The organism is Okeania sp. SIO2B3, assembly GCF_010672525.1.
Lineage (GTDB): Bacteria > Cyanobacteriota > Cyanobacteriia > Cyanobacteriales > Microcoleaceae > Okeania.
The window spans coordinates 20,935-44,010 of record NZ_JAAHGH010000034.1 but is presented as its reverse complement, the minus strand read 5'-3'; the positions used below and the strand labels follow the sequence as shown (position 1 = coordinate 44,010).

The window sequence follows — 23,076 nt, the reverse complement described above, 5'->3', positions numbered from 1 at the left end:
ACAAATATTAGATTCACCCTACTGCTTTTCTTAAGGGGGTAACTTCAAAGTCCCCCTTTTTAACGGGGATTTAGGGGGATCGTAGGTATGTCTCATCAATTCGATAATTGCTATGCCAAATACAGTGGGTAGGGGCGAATGGCTATTAGCCCTTTTCTTTAGTTCCCAGTCACGATATAACATTTTAGCTATTCCTTATTGCATCAAATAACATTGACTTTTGACCCTTTAATCTCAATTTTTTTACCTTCAATTGTAATATTTTTACTTGATTTAATCTGAATTCCTTTATTATCCATAGTAATCATATTACCATTTTCATCTTTTAAATTAATTCCTTTACCCTTTTCTGATAATTCAATCTTATTACCTTTTGGGGTACTAATTTCAATTAACTTATTTTCATCATCAAAAACTATTTGTAATGATTCTTTAGTCACAATGCCTTTCTTATAATTTTTTTCAGTTACTTCAAAACCAGGAGGTAAAGCATTTTTTTGACTATGTACAGCTCCTAAAATTATAGCTTGTCTAGGGTCATCATTAATAAAACCAACAATCACTTCATCACCAGGTTCTGGTCTAAAGAAAATACCTCTTTTATTACCAGATTCCACAGAAGCTAATCTTGCCCAAACAATACCATCCGTTTCAATTGATGGAATTTTTACTTTTACCCTAAACTGTTTATCTGGGTCTGCTTCATACTTATCAATAATCCCCATTTGCAAACCATTAATTGCTGGAATTAATCCTGCTGCTGGAGTATCAAGAATATCGTTATTTGGTCGAGCAAAAAAGTCAGCAGATAAGCCAAATTGTACATCAGTTTGCCAACCCTTTACATCAACTTGATGGCGAATTCCTGTTACTAATGTACTCCCATTGAAGCGTTCACTAACACCAGCAACTTCCATCATATCTCCTGGTTTTATCTTGGCAAAACCAGGTACTTTTAGACGACCTTTTAACATCGACAAACTACTTTTTAATAATTTTGCATCTGCCCAAGCTTGTATTTCTTGTTCCTCTATTTGAGTTATGCTTGTCAGATTAAGTTTGTCTCCACCAACAGCTTTTGATAATAATAAATCTCCTTTTAAATTACCTTGCTTAAGATTAAATTTTTTACCTACTGATTTTAAGACTTTCTGATTTTTAATATCCCATGCGTGACTTTTTACCTCCCCATATTGATGACGAATATCAGCTTCCATTTCTAATTCATAAATCTCATTCTTACCATATTCAAATGTATGTTTTGGCGAACCACTTAAATCTGGCTCTTCTACAGTAATTTTACCATCATCAACTATAACCCAGTTACCATTAACATCAGCACGAGATAAAACAAAATCCCAATCGGTGCAGTAATATTGCACCATTTCTTTGTGCTTTGCTTTAGTTGCTTTAGATTTAACTTGTAACCCTGCTTTTTTAATAATTTTGTCGATAATTTCATTGTCTTTCATATCTCTAAAAACAATACTTTTTCTTTCCGTACTAAGTTTAATCGCTGCATCTTTTAAATCAATAGTAAGTAAAGAACCAAATCGATCTGCTTGCACGGAGTGCTTAACTACAATTCCCTGAAAAACTATTTCTTCCTCTGCAACTTCACCTTCATAACGAAGCTGAATTTCAATTTTTTTAGCAGGCTTAAAAAAATCCGTGTTACTAATAGCAAATTCCTGTTTTGCAGCATCACCATCTAAGAGAATTATTTGAGCCGTGGGAATTTTATTCACCTCTTTGATAATATCAATTGACATAATACTGTATTCTGGATCTATGGTCGATCCTTCACTCAAAACTGTTGCTGTAACGACACTTTCATTTTCATGTTTTTCCATTATTTTTGGGTTCTTTTAACTGGAGGAAATTTCAGATTCATACCTGTTTTTAATTTTCTAAAATTATTGAGATTATTAACTTTAGCAATCTGAATATAATAGGCAGGATCGCCATAAATTTTTTGTGTCATCAAAGGCAATTTATCTCCACTTTTAACCATCCTAGAATGATATACATCGGGAGAATTTTTATTTTCTTTTTTAACCCGTTTGCAATCTTCTATATCTGCAACAAAAACAGTATTTAGTTCTGCTCTAGTAGGTTGTCCGCTGCGATTAAAAAGAGTATAATTAACCTCAAGTGATTGGAGGCGACAACTAAAATTTAAGTCTCCCCATTCAATTTTCAAATATTTAGGCTCATGGATGTTTCCATCCATCTCAGTAGTTAATTTCAGAAAATTCTGGACTCGTTTATAAACATCATTCTCTCCCGAAGATAATAAATTTGTTATTCCCATACTTGTTACTCCTGTATTATCTAAAATCAACTTCAGAGACAATTCTTGGGGTTTAGAGAGAGAATATCTAGCCATACGTCCGCTAGTATTAATCCCCTGATAACCTTGAAAAACATTTTCATATCTTAAGGAATATGATTCGGGATTAAACATTACTTCAAAGGTGTCTTTTGGGGCACCACTTCGAGCTGCTTTGTCATAAACATTAATCTTGAGTTTTTCTAATTTAAAAGGATTTTTAATCATTATCTATTTTTTTACCTCTCTCGTTTACGTTCCAATATTTTTAGAACTTCTGCCACACAAGCAGCAATAATTTCTTGTTTCTGTCCGGTAGTTTCTTCACTTTGAGATTCTGAATTTTCATCATTATTATTGACAATATTGGCACGAATAATTAATTCTTTAATTTCTACAGGCATAACTAAATCCTTAAACTTTGAAATCTGGCATAAGCTAATTCCATTGTATCAATTACAATAGCATTATTATTAGCATCTAAATCTGATATACTCCATTTAACTGGGTAAGCTCTCTGAAATAACCAACCAGCAACAGGAATACTATCTGCATTCAGAAGTATAACTAACACATTGCTAGGAGCAAATTCCATCGTACTCATAGCAACATTAAATTCCACATTTAGAGGAGAACCAATTACCATTCCTCTTTCTAAAATTAGATTATTATAGGTAACGTAATTTGGCAAACGATGTCTGAATATATTCTCCCCTCCTTCTCGAATATCTGTTGTTTCTATTTCCGCAGAAATTCCAGATACTTTTTGAAAGCGAATATCTAAAAGATTAGGAACAACTCCACCTACTAAAAAATTAACCATAAAATGAAACCCTAGAGGTGGATTTTCTGTCAAAGTAGTCTCTGGAGGAACGATAAAACTACCAACCATAATATTAAGAAAAAAAGTTAAAAGTTAGATATTTTGCCTAAAACTTCCATTAACAAAATTTTCAGGCAATTACTTCGTATCCACGACTTGCGCATTTAAAGAAAACACCAAGATTTACAGCAGATTCCAAGTATATGAAGTACAGATATTAACAATTAAATGAATGCAAGTGCGGGCATCTTGCTCGCGTAGATGTACCTCACCAAAGTGGAATCCGCTGTAAGATTGTTTCCTATTCTTGTAATAACTTTAATAACCTAAGTTTTGCGTAATTCCTGATATTATTAGGATAATTTTAAAATCATCCTGGATAGTTAACTCTGAGACTACTAGCCATTAATTCTAAACTCTCAATAGCAACTTCATTGCTAGTAGCATTAAATGATGGTGCATCTAACTTCTTGGGGAAAGCATTTAGCACAGTCCAAGAAACAACTGCTTCACCAGCTTCATCTAATAAATCAACCTTAATATCGCGCTTTTCTACAGTATTTAAGTTAATTGTATTAATCCAGTTCAACAAATAGCTATCTTTTCTAACAATACCTTTTTGGAGAGTTAAATTAACAGGTGTATCTAATCCCGGCATATACTTTGCCCCTTCTTTATAACTTAAGCCATCCCTATAGGTAATAGTTTCGTATTCAATGCTTAGTCCCGACACTTCTGAAAATGCGTGGGAATCATCATCTCCTATGGTGACTCGATAGTAAAACACTGGAATAGGATAACTAGCTTTGATTTGATCTGGTGTAGTTGCCATGATTTATTTTTCCTTGATTTGAATATTTGTCTTACCGAATCTTACGATTAATTTTACCAAAAAACTAAAGAAAAAAATTTCCTTTTTAGTTAATTTTATTAGTAGGGGCGAATGCCATTCGCCCTCTCTTCTACTGCCATTCGCCCTCTCTTCTAGAGAATATAAAAAAACCATATTCTGCATTCTAAGTCACCAACTAATCTCTGGATATACTGATAACTGATAACGGCTTTGTTGCAAGAATATCCTGGAATTATTGCAGTACAATACTTTGGCATTAATGATATTTATTGGTAAATATTTATTTCAGGACTTACGCAAACTCCTAGATAATACACTATCTGTAGAGGGCGAATGGCATTCGCCCCTACCATATATGGTGTTTGTGCGTAAGTCCTGTATTTCATAATGCTTCTAGCACCTTCATGGAACAAAGCCACTGATAACTGATAACTGATAACTGATAACTGATAACTGAAATTACGCCTCCTGTAATTTATGAGAAAACCTAAGAATAATAAATTCCGCAGGACGAACTGCTGCAATACCTATTTCCACAATCATCCGTCCTTCTAAAATATCCTGTTGTGTCATGCTTGTACCTAATCCTACATTGACAAAAAAAGCTTGTTCGGGAGTGCCACCAGCGATCGCTCCTTGTCGCCACAACCTCTCCAAAAAATTATCACTCATAGACTTTACTTTGAGCCAAGTAATGGTGTTATTAGATTCAAAAACAGCAAATTCTGTGGATTTTTTCAGCGACTCTTCAATATAATTAAACAGTCGGCGAACGGATATATAACGCCATTCATTGTCATTACCTGCTAATGTTCTCGCACCCCAAACCAAAGTACCTCTACCTATAAAACTGCGAATCGCATTCACAGACTTACCTGTAGGGTGAACATTGAGATTCTCTTGTAATTCACTGTTAATTTTAATTGTAGGCTCTATTACTGACACTAAACTGACATTAGCGGGTGATTTCCAAACACCCCTATCCCTGTCTACTTTAGCATATACCCCTGCTACAGCAGCACTAGGAGGTAATATAACTCGCTCTTTGCCTATTTCTGTTTTAACTTTATTATAAAAATCTGTATCCTCAAATTTATAATAATATAAAGGACAATCAGTTAATTCTTGGATAGATAATGGAACTACATCAGCGCTACCATCACCATCTTGCTTAATCTCAAAATTCTTTTTATTGGTTTGCTCTTCCCATTTTTCAACAATCTCTTCTACAGTCGTTTTCTCATCTTTTTTGATTATTATTTCTAGGGTTAAATCTGTAATGTCAAAAGATATGTAATTCTTATCACTTTTGGTAATAGTTACTTTAGGCTTCCTATCCTCTCTCCCTTCATAAGTAACTATAAGACCATTAGGGGCTGTTCTATAGAACTTCAATAATGATTTTAAAAGAGCAAGTGTTTCTTCTTTTTCTCCAACAATCTTATCATTATTACCACTTGACCTGATGTCAAAATTTTCAGCACTATCCTTCAGTGGGGTTTCACCCCATTTTGTAACAATTTCTTCTACAGTTGTGCTTTCTGATTTAATTCTTATTGTTAGAATCTGAGCTATAGGCTCAAAAATTATATCATCAGTACCATCATCGGTATCATCATCTTCGACAATATCATTTTTGACAATTTGTACTTGAGGTTCATCTGATGAGAACCCACTATAACTGATTTTCAGACCTTCAACCGTTGATTGAAAGTACGATTTTAAGGGAGTAGTTGCTAAGGCTTGAATATTACCTGCTTTAATGTCAAAAGGAGAACCCTGATTATTCTCCTCATTCTTCCATATAGTCCACGCTTCAATAATTTCTTGTACGCTTGTATCGCCTTCTCTTTTAATTTTTATCACCAACACCAAAAGGTCTTTTTCATCGTCTTGATTCGGCTCAAAACCTATATCATTATCTTTGTTTACAATAATTTGTAGCTTAGGCTGAAGTTTAGAATCATCAGCTCCAGTATAAATGATTTTTAGACCTTCGACTGTAAACTCAGAAGTAATCCTTTTGAAATCTAAAAACCGTGTTGAATCTAGTGAAATAAAAGTATCTGACCCCGTTTCCTGCTCCGGTGGAAGCGTGATATTGAAATTCTCAGGATTATTTGCTGCATCCTTTTTCCAAAGCTCCCATTCTGTAAACACTTCACCTGGGGTTGTATTGCTTCTAGACTTGATAGTTATTACTAAAGTAAGATCATTAACAGAAAAGTCTATAGTGTCTTCTTCTTCCTCCCCATAATCATTCCTAGATATCTTTACTTTAGGTTTGTTTCCATTTCCAAGTTCTTCATATTCGTCGTAAGTAATCAATAATCCTTCAATTATTAATTCATAGACTGGAATATCTGTTAATCCTTCCCCTCCTTCTTCTGTTGGTGTGAGAGGATGACTCAAAGCAGAATCTTTTTCTGACTGAAAATCTAAACTTGGATCTAAAGCAATGGTATACTCACCAATGTTTACACCCTCGTCGTTTACTTTATCAATTACATCTTGCACCGTCACTCCATCTTTATAACTTATACATAAATCACCTGGATACATTCTATCTTTCTTTTCTGTGACGACAATAAGAGATACATCATCTTTATCTTGGAGATCATTTTTTTTCTTGATAAAAACAGTTTTCCTATAAGAAAGAGCAGTAAACAACATATTTTGGACTATCACAAAATATTTTTCAGGATTGTTGTCTGTGTTTTTTAAAAGATCTTTCTCTACCACTACCTTGAATTCTAATTCTCTTTCATAACCTTCAAGAATATCAATACTAAAACTACCACGATATTCTACATCTACATTACTCCAAGCATCAATAATATTTCCAAAAGTTATCTTAGTCTGTGAATTAACTTTTATTTCTAAAATATTATTATCGACTTCATTGACCTTAACTTCAACGCCATGTAAAAAATCACCGTTTTCGACTTCAGAAATTTCTACTCTGGGGTAGGGTTCATTTAGATCATTTTTACTATAACCAATTACGAGACCTTGAATTAGCAACTGAAACTCTGCAGTAAAAGGCATTGAATGAAGCCTTACAGTATTGACACTAGATTTAATACCAAAATTTTTTTTCTGCTCTTGTGAGTCTTGTGAACCTGTGGAGTCAAAATCACTTTTCCACTTATTCCAAGCGTCAATTATGTTTTCTACAGTAATATCTTTAGAGTCAGGTTTAATTCTTATAGACAAAAGGTTATTATCGGTAATATCGAAGTCTAAATTGTTTGGAGCAGACGAGTCATTTACTACGATTTCTACCTTAGATTCGTCTATATTATTACCAATATAATCAACCATCAAACCTTGGAATTTTAATTCAAAATAAGACTTTTCAACCCTAACAGTTACAGAATCGTCGGTATAAAAATATTTCAACGAAGTCTCTAAATAAGGATAATAAGCCGCACCGCATTTTAAATTATTTTGACCTATACTGACACGAAAATCAATAATTTTCTGTCTATTTTCTTGATAAGAAATACCATTTAAAACATCAAAAATACTAAATCTATCCTGTAATTTATTACATTGTGCCAAAGCCTTTTGACAAAGGTCATAATAATCTTCTTCTAATAAATTAGTTGCATCTGTAAGCAAAATTAAAGTAGGTTCATCTTCCTGTTCTAAAGCAGCAAAACCATTCTCAAAATCTTTTTTATCCTTTGTTCCCGTACATGAACCAACTGAAACTATATAACAATTACCACCACCATTATCAAAAAATATTTGTAAGGCATAATACATTAAATATTGAGGAGTTGATTCAACGGAAATTTCATCTTCGATAGCCTTAACAACAAAACCAGCCGTTCCAGCCTTTCCAAAGAAAGTTTCATAGTCCAATAAAGAAGTAATTAGAGTAGGTTTATTCGTTAAATTTTTCTTTCCATCTTGAGCTTTTTCAGTATAACCAATAAAAGCAGGTATTGCTGTAGATACAGTTGACACTGAGGGAGGCGATGTAGAAATTTCCTCAATATAAACGTTAGGAGTTTTATAAACTTTAGCCATAGTTTAATGTTTTACTTAACTAATTTTTTCAGATTTTTCTAATGTAGTATTTTTCTGTTTAATAAGGTAGATTTACGATCCCCCCCACCCCCCTTAAAAAGCCAACAAAAAGTCCCCTTTTTAAGGGAAGATTCTTCAAAGTCCCCCTTTGCAAGGGGGATTTAGGGGAATCGTAACCAATAACTAAAATTACATTTGCTGTAGTTTATGAGAAAACTTAAGAATAATAAACTCTAGTGGACGAATCACCGCAATACCTATTTCTACATTTATCCGACCTTCTAAAACATCCTCTTTTGTCATAGTAGTACCTAGTCCTACATTTACAAAAAAAGATTTTCGCCAAGTAACACCCGACAACGCACCTTGCCTCCATAGTCCCTCTAAAAAACTTTCTGCTATAGACTTGACTTTTAACCAAGTTCTACTGAGATTCGGTTCAAAGACTGCAAACTCTGTGAGCCTTTTCAATGATTTTTCAACATAGATAGACAGTCGTCGAACTGAGACATGACACCACTCACTACTGACACCTGCTAGTGTTTTACCTCCCCAAACCAAAATTTCTCGATTAGCAAAATAGCGAATCACATTAACAGACTTGTCCGCACTTGCTAGATTAAGAAGCTCTTGCTCTCGATCGCCGATCTTGATTGTAGGGACAACGACTGATACCAAGCCCACATTAGCAGGAGTCTTCCAGACTCCTCTATTTCTGTCTACTTTAGCATAAACTCCTGCCACTGAAGGACTGGGAGGCAAAATGACACGCCTTTTAGACATTTCTGATTTGACTTTGTTATAAAAAAATGTTTGATTCTTATAGTCAGACAACAAAAATGGGACAGACAAAGACCACTTTTCATCAATAGGCTCATCATCTAAATAATTTAAAGAATCACTACCGTCACCACTTTTCTCTAATTGAAAATATTCTTTTTTAGACTGAGGCTCCTCTTCCCACTTGTCAAGAATGCCTTGTACAGTCATGTCCTCACAATTCCCTTTTATAAACATCTTCCAAGATGAAGAATCAACAGTCAAATTCTTAGCAGACTGGATAGTTATTTGTGGTATTTTTTCTTCTACGCCCTCATGAATAACCAAAAGACCATTAGGGGATGTCACATAAGACCTCATCACTATAAGTGATAATGAAACGGGTCCTTCACCTACATAACCAATACCATCGGACATTGTGTAATTACCATTACCCCTCTGCAAAATGTCAAAATTATTTTTATTGATAACTTTTTTCCATTCTGCGACAATTTCCGAAGCAATTACCAATTTTTGAAGCTTGATTATCAAAACTCGCGAATTATTGACAGAAATATCAAAATCAAAATCGATTCTGTTCCCATAATTATCATCGACGAGTATCTGTATTTTTGGTTTGTCTAAATTTATACCGACATAAGTAACTACAAAAGCATTAACATCAATTTCACGTTCAAATTTTTGATAATAAAAAGACTCAAATACTACAGAATCATCGGTATAATAATAACTCAATGAGGTTTGTAAATAAGGATAATAAATAGCACCATAACTTAAATTTTCACCACCTATTTCTTCTCGAAATTTATCGACACTTTCTATCTTTTCAAACAAGGGGTCTTCTTTGCCTTGACAGACATCAAAGATCAAGAACCTGTTTTTTAATAGACCACACTGTTTCAAAGCCTCTGTACAAAGAAAATAATAATCTGCTATATTCGGTAGATTGACAGCATCAGTCAACAGAATCAAAGTAGGTTCATCTTCTTTGCTTAAAACACCCAGACCTTCCAAAAAATCATACTTTTTTTTGTCTTCGTCGCTATAAGTCCCGATAGAGACAATATAGCAAACACCACCACCATTATTAAAAAACATTTGCAAAGCATAATGCATCAAATATTTAATCTGAGCAACTTCAGCCATATTAGTAATTGAAATTGCATCAGGAGTATGCCGAATTTTAAACTTGGTAGGTTCGGCTTTTCCAAAAAAAAGTTCATACTCAAAAAGTGACGTAATTCGAGTAGGTATATTTGTTAAATCTTCACCGTCACTTTGAACAACTTTTTCAGTATAACCAATAAAAGCGGGGACTGCTGTGGAAATACCCATAGCCGAAGCAGCAAGAGTAGAACTTTCTTTAGTATAAACATTAGGAGTTTGATAATTTTCCATGATTAATTCCTAAGTTTTTATATTTAAAATACAATGTGTTTTCACCTACTCTAGAAATAAATTTTAAATAAGGAAAAGTCGAAATCTACTCAGGACTTACACAAAACACGGAATTATACACCATCTGTAGGGGCAAATTAGATATGGCGCTTGGTGCGTAAGTCCTGTCTACTTTGAATTAGCGCTTGCTGAATAAATTTAAAAGCCTTTATATGTAAATGCTTTAGCTTTTAAGCAGCGAAAAAAGTGCAAGGTTTTCGGTCTAAAGAGCTGCATAAAGTTAGGATTTTAGGCTGCATAAGGCAGAAAAATTCTCCCCCATCTCCGCGTCTCCGTGTCCTACTCCCACCAACCAATTTTTTCACCAGATCCTAATTACGCCGTGTGCAACTTTTTCCAACCAGTGAGGTTCCGGGAGTTTTAAGAGCCAGACTTTCCGCCAAAAAAGCAGAAACGCTTATTACTTCATAGAAAGTTGAACATCGCGTCTTAATTGAAATCAACTAAGCTTCCTGTAATTTATGGGAAAACTTCAGAATAACAAACTCCGCAGGACGCACTGCTGCCAGACCTATTTCTACAATCATCCGTCCTTCTAAGATGTCCTGTAATGACATGGTTGTATTCAGTCCCACATTCACAAAAAATGCTTGTTGAGCAGTGCTACCCGCTAACGCTCCTTGCCTCCATAACCCCTCTAGAAAATTTTCTATCATAGATTTGACTTTCAGCCATGTTGTACTGACGTTCGGTTCAAAAACTGCAAATTCTGTAGCTTTTTTCACCGACTCTTCAACATAAATGAATAGTCGGCGCACTGGTACATAACGCCATTCGTTATCGTTACCTGCTAATGTTCTAGCTCCCCAAACTAAAACTCCTTTGCCTGTAAAATAACGAATAGCATTGATAGATTTACCTCCATTAGCATCGACATTGAGATTTTCTTGTTCTTCGTTAGTAATTTTGATTGTGGGAGCTGTGACTGAGGATAAACTCACATTTGCAGGTGCTTTCCAAACTCCTCGATCTCGGTCTACCCTGGCATAAACTCCTGCCATGGCAGCACTAGGAGGTAAGATGACTCGCTCTTTAGATATTTCTGATTTAATTTTGTTGTACAAACCTGTGTTGGTTTTGAAATTTGATAAAGTATATGAGACAGTTACTTCTTTTGATTTTTCTAAAAGTTCCTCTGATTCAACTGGTGTTAAAGTCTTGTCTTCCTTCCCTGCTTCTACATCTAAATTAAAACCACAATCGTCAAAAGAAGGTGATGCTCCTTCTTTTTTCTTGTTCCATTCTTCAATAACTTGTTGTACCGTTGACGTACTCAATACTGTTATTATAATGTTTGGTAGTGTGCCATCAGGTAAACTAGCATCACTAGGAACAATAGATATATCCCCACTAGCAACAACTTTAATAGTTACTGTTGGATTGTCTTCTTTTTCTTCTCCACTAACTATAATACTTTTATGACTAACTATAAGACCATCAGGTGTTGTGTAATATTTCATTACCACAGGTTCTAATACTATTTGCTTGTCTTCAGTAAAAGAACTAGAGGTCTCTTCGGAACTATCAATACTATCAATAAGTTGAAAATTATTTTGATTTTGATCACTGAAACTGCCCCACTCCTCAACAATGGTTGACACTGTTGTTGGATTGTTTTGAACTATTATTACTAAAATTTCTTTATTAGTTCCCGAAATATAAAAAATTACAGACTTACTTATAGAACTCTCAATAGAAATATATACTTTCGGTTTATCTGAATTTTTTCCCTTATAATTAACTGTTAGTCCTTGCCCGGTTGTGCTTTCAAACTCGCCATTTTCAACAGAAGAATAAATAACAGGAGAATCATCTGTACAATAATAATTCAGTGAAGTTTGCAAATAAGGGTAGTAAGCAGCACCATAATTTAGATACTCTTGACCAATTCCATCTCGAAATTTACCAACATCTCCTATATTTTCCTCTGATTCTTCTCCTGTATTTTCCTCTGATTCTTCTCCTGTCTTTTTCTCTGATTCTTCTTCTTCTTTCTGAACATCAAGGATAGCAAACCTATCCTGTAATTTATTACATTGTGCCAAAGCTGTTTTACAAAGGTCGTAATAATCAGTTTCAGACAAATTAACAGCATCAGTTAACAATATTAAAGTAGGTTCATCTTCTTTCATTAAAGCTGCCAAACCATTCTCAAAATCAATTTTTTTCTTAGCATCATCACCATCACTATATACACCAACGGAAACAATATAACAACCACTCCCACCGTTGTTAAAAAACATCTGCAAAGCATAATGCATTAAAAACGTGGGTTCTGTAATAGTCAAATCAGTTAATTCATCTTCAGCATTAGTATGTAACTCAAAATCAATCGGTTTTGCTTTTCCAAAAAAAGTTTCATAATTAAGCAAAGAAGTAATAAAAGTAGGTTTGTTTGTCAAATCATTTTTTCCATCTTGAGCTTTTTCAGTGTAGCCAATAAAAGCAGGAATTCCTGTCGAGACACCCACAACTGAAGGAGGCAATGTAGAAATTTCCTGAACATAAACATTAGGAGTTTTATAAGAAGTAACCATAATTTTGTCCTGTACTTTGCTTTTTGTATTTGTTGAAAATTTTAGAAGTTTTTGAGTAGATTAATTACTTGATACCGAACCGTCTCTTCATTGTGTACTTGAATTATATTACCATTCGGTGGATTAGGTAAATGTTCTATCAAAACTTCTAATTCTTCCAATGTTTTTTTTTCTTGAGATGCACCCTTTTCGATTGTAGATATTAAAAGCGCAATGTTTTTTATCCCCATTTCCTGACAGGGAATTTCTGAAGTCGATTCAGAAAAACGTTTCACAGTTTGCTTATCTGAAAATTGCTGCTCAAAAATATTTAACATTGGGTCTCCAGATTGAAGCTCCTGGAAACTAGAAAAACTTATCTCTTCTCGTCTACCTTTTATCAATAATAATTTATCCCTGGGCAAATTAGTTATTAAGTAATAACGCCACTTTTGTTTTTTTGGCTTAAAAGTAATTTGATAATCACTGTTTTCACCCAAATTAGTAGACATAGAAGAGTTATTATCAATAATCACGAGACCCCAAACAATCTCTCCTCCTGGCAAATCTTCATAAGATAATTTGATTTTTTCTTTTCCTAGTAATTCTTTAGCAAGGCATAAAACTTCATATTTTTCATGTGGTAAACCTTCATATAATATGACTTTATTTTTCAGTTCGTCTGGTAAGTCTTCATATAATATGACTTTCTCCTGCAGTCCTTCTGGTAAGTATTGTTGGGTTAATTCGGTTGGTTTTTCTAGTAATGTTTGAGCCAGGGATAAGACTTTTTGTTTTTCTTTTGGTAAGTCTTCATATAATATGACTTTCTCCTTCAGTCCTTCTGGTAAGTATTGTTCGGGTAATTCGATTGTTTTTTCTAGTAATTTTTCAGCTAAGGATAAAACTACATATACTTCTAACAATAATGATAAAGCTTCTTCTAGTTCCTGTGGAATGCTTAATTCTATAAATGATATGAGTAAAAATCCTTCTTTTAATAGTACAACTCCTAGTTGACTTTTATTACTAAAAGAAAGACATTTCAAATCATTCTCTCCCTGCTCCTCTTGAAGATTGAAAAAAATACTACCTTTTAAATTTCCTTCTGTAAAATTAAGAAGTTTAGGATTCTTAAGTTTTAAGACAAAAGTGAATTGCAAATCCTCAGCAAGCTCAATCTGGGGTTTATTTTCATCATCTGGATTTACAGGAGTAATAATTACTATTCCATTAACTTTATTTTTAATAATCAAACGATGACCACTTAATATTTTCCTGCATTCAATTGTTGGCTCTAAAATGAAGTCTGAACACAACTTATTAGCATAATACTCGTGCAAAATACTCAACTCAAATAGCTTTTTATAATTCATAATCTAGACTTCATTTAAGTAGATAGGTGAAAAAATTTACAAGTACGTCATTGCGACTGGAGCGGAGCGGAAGGAAGCAATTTCAAGGGTTTCAACTACTTTAACATTTCGTTACATAGTGACATTTATTCGCACCTACCTATTTAGACCGAAAATTAAACATTTGTAGGAACAACTTTCTTTTCAGTTATATTAGAAACAGATTCTACAGTATCCGTATCTGTAAAAACAACCATTCTTACTTTATAAATCACAGAAGGTAAATAAGGTAACCCTAAACCTGCCCACACCTCCCTTTGTTCAGTAAAAGGCAAATTTACCAATTCCATAGTCAACTTTTCAATCTCTGGATGAAGTTCTGGAGAATTATGGTGGTCAAACAACCTATGACTTTGAAAATATTTGATAATTAAAGATAAGAACTTCAAAGAATAACTGTAATTATTAAAATATGGAACAAAAAGAAGATATAAGTTGAGATAAAGATTAGGGTTTTTTTGATCTACACGACCTCCATTCGGCATCCTTTCATAAGCTGCACCAGAACGAAAAGTATACTCTTCTTCTAGGTTGATTAATAAGGTAGTAATAATCCCTTCTTTTAACTGTATCTCTTTGGCATTTTTATTCTCAAGCAAGGTGACAACTCGATTCCCTTCATTCTCAGCAAAAGTGAGCTGGTCTCCTATTTTTATTTTGATGTAGGTGTCTAGTTTTTCCTGGAGAAAGGACACAACATGGTCAATCATAAATAACAAATCATTGGATTTAAAAGCCAGAAAAGTTATCTTATTTTTTATTTAATTAACTAAAGCAATATTGATTAAATATTACTTTAGTTAATTAAAACAAATTTATAAGTAATTTAAGGTATATTTTGCAGAATATTCAAAAGAATTTGAATCTGGATGCAATTTTACCTCGTATGTTTGATATTTCTTAAAGCTATCAGTTTCCAAAACAACAAATCCACGCTGCATTAAATCGCCACTTGCATAAAAAGGTACTTCTTTTTCACCCACTGGTACAAAATCGCTATCTATTGAAATTAAAAAAGTCCGACTTTTTTCTTCTTGAGAATTCTGTTCAACAGCCTCTGACTTTTTTTCTAATACACTAGGATCTAAAACACTATAATATACATTTGTATATTGCTTATTTGAATTTGCTACTACATCTGAATCTGTTACTACTAGCCAACTATCAAACGACTCAACAGGTGTTCCCTCAATCAAAAGTTGCGCTGCCGACAAAGTATTTTCAGATGTCGTATTTTCAGATGTCTGTGTGGTAATTCCTATTATATATTTTCCATCTACTAAATTCAATCTATCTAAATCGAATTTTTCTTTCATTTCCTCCCACTTTTCCCCACTCAAGACAAACTTATATTCCATCCTTCCATTTACCCTTTTCTGGAAATCACCTTCAAAAGGGTATCCTTCTTCAAACTTTTTTTCTGAATCTGAAATATGTTCTCCAGTTATTTCCCAAATATATAATCTTCCTTGATTCTGATCATCAGATAGTATATAATCAAATTCTATAGAATCTGGATGCACTTCTAAATTTTTTATCGTTGAAAAGGAAACTTCTTTTTCGCAATCAAACAAACTAGAGCTTGCCTCCGATACCAACGTCACTCCTAACAAAACAGTGAGACACAAAGTCAAACACAATATTGTCATATATAAACTTTTTACTTTTTTCAGCATAAAAATCCTCATTTATTTTTTTAATTTTGAACAAAAGCCAGCACTTTAAAGAAAAGAACCCAACCTTTTTAAATTTTAAAAGTCAACTTAGATTTTAAAAAATTAACAAGGTCAGGCACTAACACAAATCACGCTTTAGTTTATGAGCTTAAAATTAAATGTCTAAGCTTATGGAAAAAGCAACAAGAACTCGTTTTAACTAATCCCAATAAACAAACCTAGTAAATGAACGAAAACTCTGCCACGGGAGTCCCATCCCTATCGTTATCAACGGAATATAGTTCTGCGGCGTAATTCTCACCTTTGTCTAACCTACTGGTTTTAAACTTAACAAAATTATAATTTATGAAATCATTGTCCTCAGAAGAGATAGTATACAATTTACCATCTTTATATTCTCCATCTTTACTCACTGTAACTGTGTATCTTCCTGGCGAATAGGAATAATTAGATTGATTTAGCACACTAGGACTCAAGACGCTTGTATAAAAATACAAATCATCGTCGTCTTGATCTGCCAATACTATTGTGCTATCAAATGACTGAACAGGCTTTCCGTCAATCAAAAGTTGTGCTGCAGCTAAATTTTTAGTAGCATAGTCTCTATCATTATTAGAGGTAATTACCACTAAATACTTTCCGTCTCGTAAATTAACTTCATTAATTGTCTGATTAAAGGTTCCAGTGATCCTATTCAATAATTCAGGATTAGCAGGATTTTGATCGCCTAAGTCATATCCAAAAGAATTTGGGAGCTTTGACGTGAAAAGACCATTATTTGAATCTAATCCTGTTATTTCCCAAATATATACTTTACCAGGAACATCATTTTTGGGTACTGTATAGCTAAAACTTAAGTTTCTTCCTTCTACTTTCACATCATAAATACTAGACGGCCTCGCTTCATCCCAAACTTCTCTTACAACATCTGCATCTGCCCAAGAATTCGCGGGCAATCCTAATAGCATAGCTAGACACAAAGCTAGGGATAATATTTTAGCCTGTAGGCTTTTCATTCTTTTTATTGACATAAATTTCACTGGTTGATCTCCATTTTCAATTTCAATTTCTTCTCAGACTTTATACTCTGAATACTTCAGAATTACTAATTAATTAGACTGAGAGAATTTCGCGATCGCACAAAGAAAAAACTTGTTTTGAGTGTTGTTCTCTGAGCTGTTACCAATATACTTGCACCAAAAGTAAAAACACAATCCATAAACTTTATATAAACTTTATATGATTTTTTAGACAACTTTATATAAACTTTATATCGTCCCCGGAAATTTACTGAAAGCCTCATTAATGCGGCCACATTGTAGAATTTTATCCCCTAAGCAAGCTCGGCCATCTCTACCCAATTACTGTCAAATACCCATTCATAAATACGGTTATAAACCTTGATAACTCTCCCTTCCTTTACCACTAACCCCGACAACAACAACTCTTTTTCTTCTGGACTATTAATTGCCATTACCGACCCTTCTACTAATATTTGTCTATACAATTGCAGTAGTTTATTCCTTTGCTGTGTACTATGAAGAATGCGATCGCGAATCGTTTTTAAATGCTCCGGTTCATCTTGAGCTTCCCAATTTGTCAGAATTTTTTCTTGTACTAAATTCTCTATCCATTCTGCTTCACCATTAACAGGAATAGATATTTTTGAATCACGAATAAACCGACATAGTTTTTGAGTTAAAAAAGGCTGTCCTCCAGTCCAGTTTAATATTTCTTGAAGAATAGTTTGAGGATTACTAACTTTTTCAGCTATTCCCAATAATAAAGGTTGTGCTTCATGTGGTTTAAAGCTTTCTAATTCAATTGCTTTACCGATATTAAAAGGAGTTCTCCTAATATCAGTCATTAATTCGGAAGGAGTTGCTACCCCAAAAAAGGCAAAGGTGAGATGCTGATATCTAGATTTGGGATTAATCATTCGTTTATTGTAACAAGACCGAATCATGGCAAAAAAGTTATCCACCGGAATTTTTAAGCCTAAAATACTATCAATTTCATCAATAAAAATGAAGACTTTTTTTGGAGGTTGACTTTCGTTATTATTCAGTTCAACTAATAAAATATCTTGTAGAAATCTATCGAATCTTTGTAAGGGAGAAATATCTAATCGGTCATTCCACCAAGCTTTTAAATTAACTGTGGTTACTAAATCAAAACTGCACCATAGATCGACGGCTAATCCTTTATACCATTGTTCTATGGTCATATTTTTACCACCGATGCTGGTTAAATCTATAGCAGCACAATGATATCCTTCATGGTTGAGATGGTGTATCATCCTCACCATAAGACTAGATTTACCCATTTGTCGGGGATTCAAAACATAACAAAACTGACCTTTTTTTAAGGCTTGATAGAGAGTGCGGTCTGTTTGTCGGACTACATAAGTAGGAGCATCCATCGGCAAACTTCCTCCTACTTGATAATCAAAATTAGAGCTAGATTCGGCAGTTTTTAGTAGCTCATTTTCAAAGATAAGTTCTGCTTGAGTTTCTTTAAGAATTTCTAAGGTTTGAGACAGTTCTTTTGTGCGTTCTTCGACTCTTTGTTCTAGAGTTTGATACAGTCTGGAATTGTCGATGGAAATTGCAGCTTGAGCGGATAATATTTTTAATAGTTCGACTCTTTTTGTTGTGAATGTGTCTGTAGTTAAATTATTTTCTAAATAAACAATTCCTCTTAATTGACTTTGATTAATTAATGGAATACAGAGAATTGATTTAGTTTGTGTGGCAATAATATAAGGGTCATTAATAAATAATCCTTCGTGAGCTGCATCTTTGAGAACGATATTTTCTTGACTGCGGGCTACATAATTGATAATCGTGGTTGGTAAAATCGGAATTGATGTTTCTGGGTCTACAAATTCGATAGGAATTGATTGTAAGATTGTAACTTCATCGCTATCTATTTTTCCTTGAGCTTCAATAACCCAACTATCTTTGTGGTTGAGAATTAAAAAGCCTGTTTGCGCTCCAGCATTTTCAATGACAATTTTCATTAAATTGTGCAGAAGATTTTCCAGTTTTATTTCACCAGAAATTGCGTTATATACTTTAATAACTGTAGCTAAGTCGAGAATTTCTCCATCAGTTTCAGAGGTAGAATTACTTGTATCAATAATTTTTGATTTAGTTTTATTTGCTATTTCTAATAAATACTGGGGATATTCTGATTCTAATTGTTTGACTTTAGCTTTAGCACCCCAACGGATGTAACAATGATGAGCATTTCTGAGATAAATTTTCCCAATTTCTTCTCTTCCTACTGCTAAATAAAACTCGGATGCTCGTTCGTAAGCTAGGGCTTCTTCGTGGATAAATTCATATTTTTTTGCTCCTTGAATTGCTCTTTCATAAAATTCTTCTGCTTGCCAATAGTTTCCTAGCACTCTTGCCTTTTCTGCTTCTACTAAATCGTATTTGTGCTGGAAATTCATTGGAGCATTTTCAGCCCAAAACTTCATAGAGTTTTGATTGATTGAAACTTTTTTTAAATATATATCCTGCTTAGTTTTATCCCGATCAATACAAACAGCGAGGAGTGCTAAAGAATAGTAAAAATTATTTTGAGAAAATGTAATAAGACCACCAGCATATTCTTCGTATTTTTCTCCTACTGTTGCTACTTCAACAGAATTATTAAAGTCTTTGAAAAAATAAAGCAGTAACAATCTAGCAAAGTATAAAACATTTAACGTAGAACCATCTCCTATTTCTTCTAAATTTTGTTGCAATTTCAATTCATCAAAATCTTCAGGAAATAAATTTAATTTATTTTCTGATTGTCCTAAAAAATTTAAAGCGATTTGCAGGCATACTTTAGTATATGTAACTGCATAACTCTGTCCTAGCTTGACTATTAAATTAATATAATCATCATACTTCTTTCTCACTACTTCAAGATTTTCTCCTACCAAAAATGAGTGGAAACAATAATTAATTGCACAATAACTAGCAAATTCAAAATCTCCAGTTTCAATACCGCTATTAATTCCATCAAGCAATGGTTCTATTGTTCCTCGAATATGCTCTTTATAGTACCTAGCACAAGAATTAAATGCCAAACAAATTCTAGCTTTGAATTGATTAGCATTGAATTTATCTAAAAGCTTTAAAGATAATTTAGAAAGCTGATACGCTAAATCAATTTCTTTCATTTCAATTAGACGAGAACTAGTAGAAACATAAGCTGCTGCTGCAAATGATGAATTACCATATTCAATACAGAAATTGATTATCGTGAGTAAAATAGGACCATGCAAGGAGGGAGCTGCAATATGGGTAATAGCATTAATAGAAAGCATAATTCTCAGAGCTGCAAGTTTGTAGGGATCGGTCATCGTTGGTAAATTTACTAAATCCTCAACTTGCTTTCCTTCTAATGACAATTTTCTTTTAAACTTTGCTAGTAACGTCTGAGATTTAATATGTTTTTCAGGAAGAGGAAATCCTAGCTCCTCTAAAACTTCTTTTGCAGTTTCTATGGCATCATTAAACTTAATCCTACATAGATACGAATGAATTTTAAATTCATAAACATTGACTCTCTCAATGTTAGTTTTGGCTTTTTTTAAAACATAATCAGCTTGTTTTTCTGCTTCTGGAAAATCAGTATTTAAAAAATATAGTTCTACAGCTTCTACATAAATATTTAAAGTTAAATTATATTGTTCAGTCCAGCTATTTGATGGTAAGAGTTCAAGACTTATTTCTACATATTGGAGAGCTGATTTATAAGCGCTCGCTGCTTTAGCTTTTTTAGCAGCTCTCAAATTTAATTCAGCCAACTTATTTCTCTCTGATTGAGTTTCGCTGAGTTCTCTGCTAATATTTAAGTGGTTGACAATCTCAAAAATATTTTCTTCCCAATCTTTTCCTTTAGTTCTTTCTAGAAGCCATTCGCCAATTTTTTTGTGAATTTCTTTTTTCTTGTCATCTGAAATTAGAGCATAAGAGGCTTCCTGAACTCGGTCATGTAAAAATTGATAACGAATATAATTTAGCTCTTCAATAGACTTAATTTCCCTGTGAACTAGAGGAATTTTGTAGGCGTTGTTTAAAGGTAAAATCAAACCCTCTTGGAGAGCTGGCCACAGTTCAATTGCTGTTTCTGATGAAGGTTTGCTATTAATAAAACAGAGAATATCGAAAGTAAACTGATTACCAATACAGCTAGCTAATTTGATGATTTTTATTGCTAAATCATCAAGTTTATTAATTTTATTGAGCATTAATTGAACTACATTATCTGTTATCTCCACTGTTTCAATTCTTTCAATATCCCACTCCCAGAATTCCTCTTTATTTTTAGACTCAGAAGGATTAAAAACGACCAGTTTTTCTTGAGATAAGGATTGGAATAACTGAATTAAAAAAAATGGATTGCCATGAGTTTTATTCAGCAGCAATTTAGCTAAAGGTTTTGACCTTTCTAGTGAACAATTCAGGGTATCGGCAACTAATTGGTTTATATGATCAATTCCTAATGGATGAAGAATAATATTATTAATCTTGACTTTGAGATTTTTCATCCGCTCGAAAGCAACCATTAAAGGATGGGTTGCATCTACCTCATTATCTCGATATGTTCCTATTATTAATAAGTATTGACTGTCTGGATTAGTGATTAGTTTTTCAATTAGTTCTAGAGAGGCTGAATCTGTCCATTGCAAATCATCTAAGAAAAGAACGAGGGGATGTTTTTGTTGACTGAAAACACCAGTTAATTTTTGAAAAACTAAGTTGAAACGATTTTTTGACTCACTTGAACTAAGTTGAGGTACAGGTGGCTGTTTGCCAATAATTAGTTCTAATTCGGGAATTACATCAATAATAACTTGACTATTACTACCAAGCTTATCTAAAATTTTTTTCTTCCAAGTTTGGATTTGGATTTCAGTTTCTGTTAGTATCTGCTTAACTAAATCTTGAAATGATTGAATTAGAGAATCATAGGGGATATTTCGCTTATATTGATCGAATTTACCAGAGATAAAATATCCTTTTTTTTGTACTATTGGGTAAGAAATTTCATTGACTAAACCTGATTTACCTATTCCTGAATAACCAGAAACAAGCATTAACTCAGTTGCACCTTGACTCACTCGTTCAAAGGTGGCTAATAATTGTTGTACTTCTGCTTCGCGACCATAGAGTTTGTGGGGAATTTGAAACTTATCGGTAATATCGTGATAGTTTAGGGATAAATCTGCAATCTCACCCTTAGTTCGCAACTCATGTAAACAAGCTAACAAATCTGCTTTTAATCCCCAAGCACTCTGATATCGAGCTTCTGGAATTTTAGCTAACAATCTCATCACAATTTGAGAAATTGACTGGGGAATCTCAGAATTTTTCTCAGAAGGAGGTATTGGTTGTTGAGCAATATGACAATGTACTAACTCCATTGGATCGGTTGTAGTAAATGGTAGTTGATGAGTTAGTAATTCATAAAAGGTGACACCCAAAGCATAAAAGTCAGTACGGTAATCTACTCCCCGATTCATCCTACCTGTTTGCTCCGGTGATATATAGGCTAAAGTTCCCTCTAGGAGATTGGGGTTGTCAATCGTAGAATTTTCCCAAGCTAAACGAGTAGAGATACCGAAATCAATAATTTTGAGTTCTTTAGTTTGGCGGTTATAAACAATATTAGCAGGATTAATATCTTTGTGAATAATGTTTGCTTCATGGATAGAAGCTAGACTCTCAGTGATTTGAATTGCAATAACTAAAAATTCTTCTAAGTTGAATTTATTTTCCAACATTAGATGATTTAAAGAACTACCACCAAAGTCTTCTATAAGTATTGCTAGACTATTCTCATGTCGCTGTATATTATAAGCCTTAATGATGCGATTTGAATTCAAAGACTTAGTAATTTCATATTCCTGTTGATATCTAATTAGCTCTGATTTTGTCGGGTAGTTTTCCTTGAGAATTTTTAAAATAATAGGACTTTTATCGGTCTTAATAGCTCGATAAATTAATGAGTTTGCACTTTCATAGATTTTACTAATAATTTCGTAATCAATTTTGACGTTCATAGTTAGAGTTAGTAACTGTTGGTTATACTTTATAACCTATGATAATCTCTAACTGAATTCTCTGTGGACATTGGCCAACTTCCCTGGCAAGAGCTCGGAACGACATTATCCTTTTA

General features: G+C 33.5%; 13 protein-coding genes. All 13 read right to left on the bottom strand.

Annotation, left to right across the window (positions count from 1 at the left end; translation table 11 throughout):
* Window positions 1-203: 203 nt before the first annotated feature.
* A complete protein-coding gene (vgrG, locus tag F6K15_RS20945; protein WP_293063868.1) occupies window positions 204-1,853 on the bottom strand; it encodes a type VI secretion system tip protein VgrG in 1,650 nt (549 codons plus the stop codon).
* The gene (locus F6K15_RS20940; RefSeq protein ID WP_293063865.1) at window positions 1,853-2,560 is read right to left on the bottom strand and encodes a hypothetical protein; all 708 of its coding nucleotides are present in this window, start codon (window positions 2,558-2,560) and stop codon (window positions 1,853-1,855) included. Before F6K15_RS20940 ends, vgrG begins: the two co-directional genes overlap by 1 nt.
* Before the next feature lie 11 nt (window positions 2,561-2,571).
* Complete coding sequence (locus F6K15_RS20935) at window positions 2,572-2,736, bottom strand: DUF5908 family protein (protein WP_293063862.1); 165 nt, start codon at window positions 2,734-2,736, stop codon at window positions 2,572-2,574.
* A 2-nt stretch (window positions 2,737-2,738) separates the two neighbouring features.
* Window positions 2,739-3,224, bottom strand: a complete 486-nt coding sequence (locus F6K15_RS20930; protein ID WP_293063860.1) for a phage tail protein — start codon at window positions 3,222-3,224, stop codon at window positions 2,739-2,741.
* Window positions 3,225-3,525: 301 nt separating this feature from the next.
* The gene (locus F6K15_RS20925; protein ID WP_293063858.1) at window positions 3,526-3,987 is read right to left on the bottom strand and encodes a phage tail protein; all 462 of its coding nucleotides are present in this window, start codon (window positions 3,985-3,987) and stop codon (window positions 3,526-3,528) included.
* Window positions 3,988-4,467: 480 nt separating this feature from the next.
* Complete coding sequence (locus tag F6K15_RS20920) at window positions 4,468-8,046, bottom strand: phage tail sheath C-terminal domain-containing protein (RefSeq protein ID WP_293063856.1); 3,579 nt, start codon at window positions 8,044-8,046, stop codon at window positions 4,468-4,470.
* 189 nt (window positions 8,047-8,235) lie between these two features.
* Window positions 8,236-10,224: a phage tail sheath C-terminal domain-containing protein gene (locus F6K15_RS20915; RefSeq protein ID WP_293063853.1), complete on the bottom strand. Its 1,989-nt coding sequence runs from the start codon at window positions 10,222-10,224 to the stop codon at window positions 8,236-8,238.
* 503 nt (window positions 10,225-10,727) lie between these two features.
* A complete protein-coding gene (locus F6K15_RS20910; RefSeq protein WP_293063852.1) occupies window positions 10,728-12,821 on the bottom strand; it encodes a phage tail sheath C-terminal domain-containing protein in 2,094 nt (697 codons plus the stop codon).
* 41 nt (window positions 12,822-12,862) lie between these two features.
* A complete protein-coding gene (locus F6K15_RS20905; RefSeq protein WP_293063850.1) occupies window positions 12,863-14,176 on the bottom strand; it encodes a hypothetical protein in 1,314 nt (437 codons plus the stop codon).
* 155 nt (window positions 14,177-14,331) lie between these two features.
* On the bottom strand, window positions 14,332-14,925 hold the full coding sequence (locus tag F6K15_RS20900; RefSeq protein ID WP_293063848.1) for a Pvc16 family protein: 594 nt from the start codon (window positions 14,923-14,925) through the stop codon (window positions 14,332-14,334).
* 105 nt (window positions 14,926-15,030) lie between these two features.
* Window positions 15,031-15,789 carry a hypothetical protein gene (locus F6K15_RS20895; protein WP_293063846.1) on the bottom strand — a complete coding sequence of 253 codons (759 nt, stop codon included), beginning with the start codon at window positions 15,787-15,789 and terminating at the stop codon, window positions 15,031-15,033.
* Between the two features lie 320 nt (window positions 15,790-16,109).
* Window positions 16,110-16,907, bottom strand: a complete 798-nt coding sequence (locus F6K15_RS20890) for a hypothetical protein (RefSeq protein ID WP_293063845.1) — start codon at window positions 16,905-16,907, stop codon at window positions 16,110-16,112.
* A gap of 317 nt (window positions 16,908-17,224) precedes the next feature.
* Entirely contained in the window at window positions 17,225-22,960 is a 5,736-nt protein-coding gene (locus F6K15_RS20885; protein ID WP_293063844.1) for an AAA family ATPase, read from the bottom strand.
* Between the last annotated feature and the right edge of the window lie 116 nt (window positions 22,961-23,076).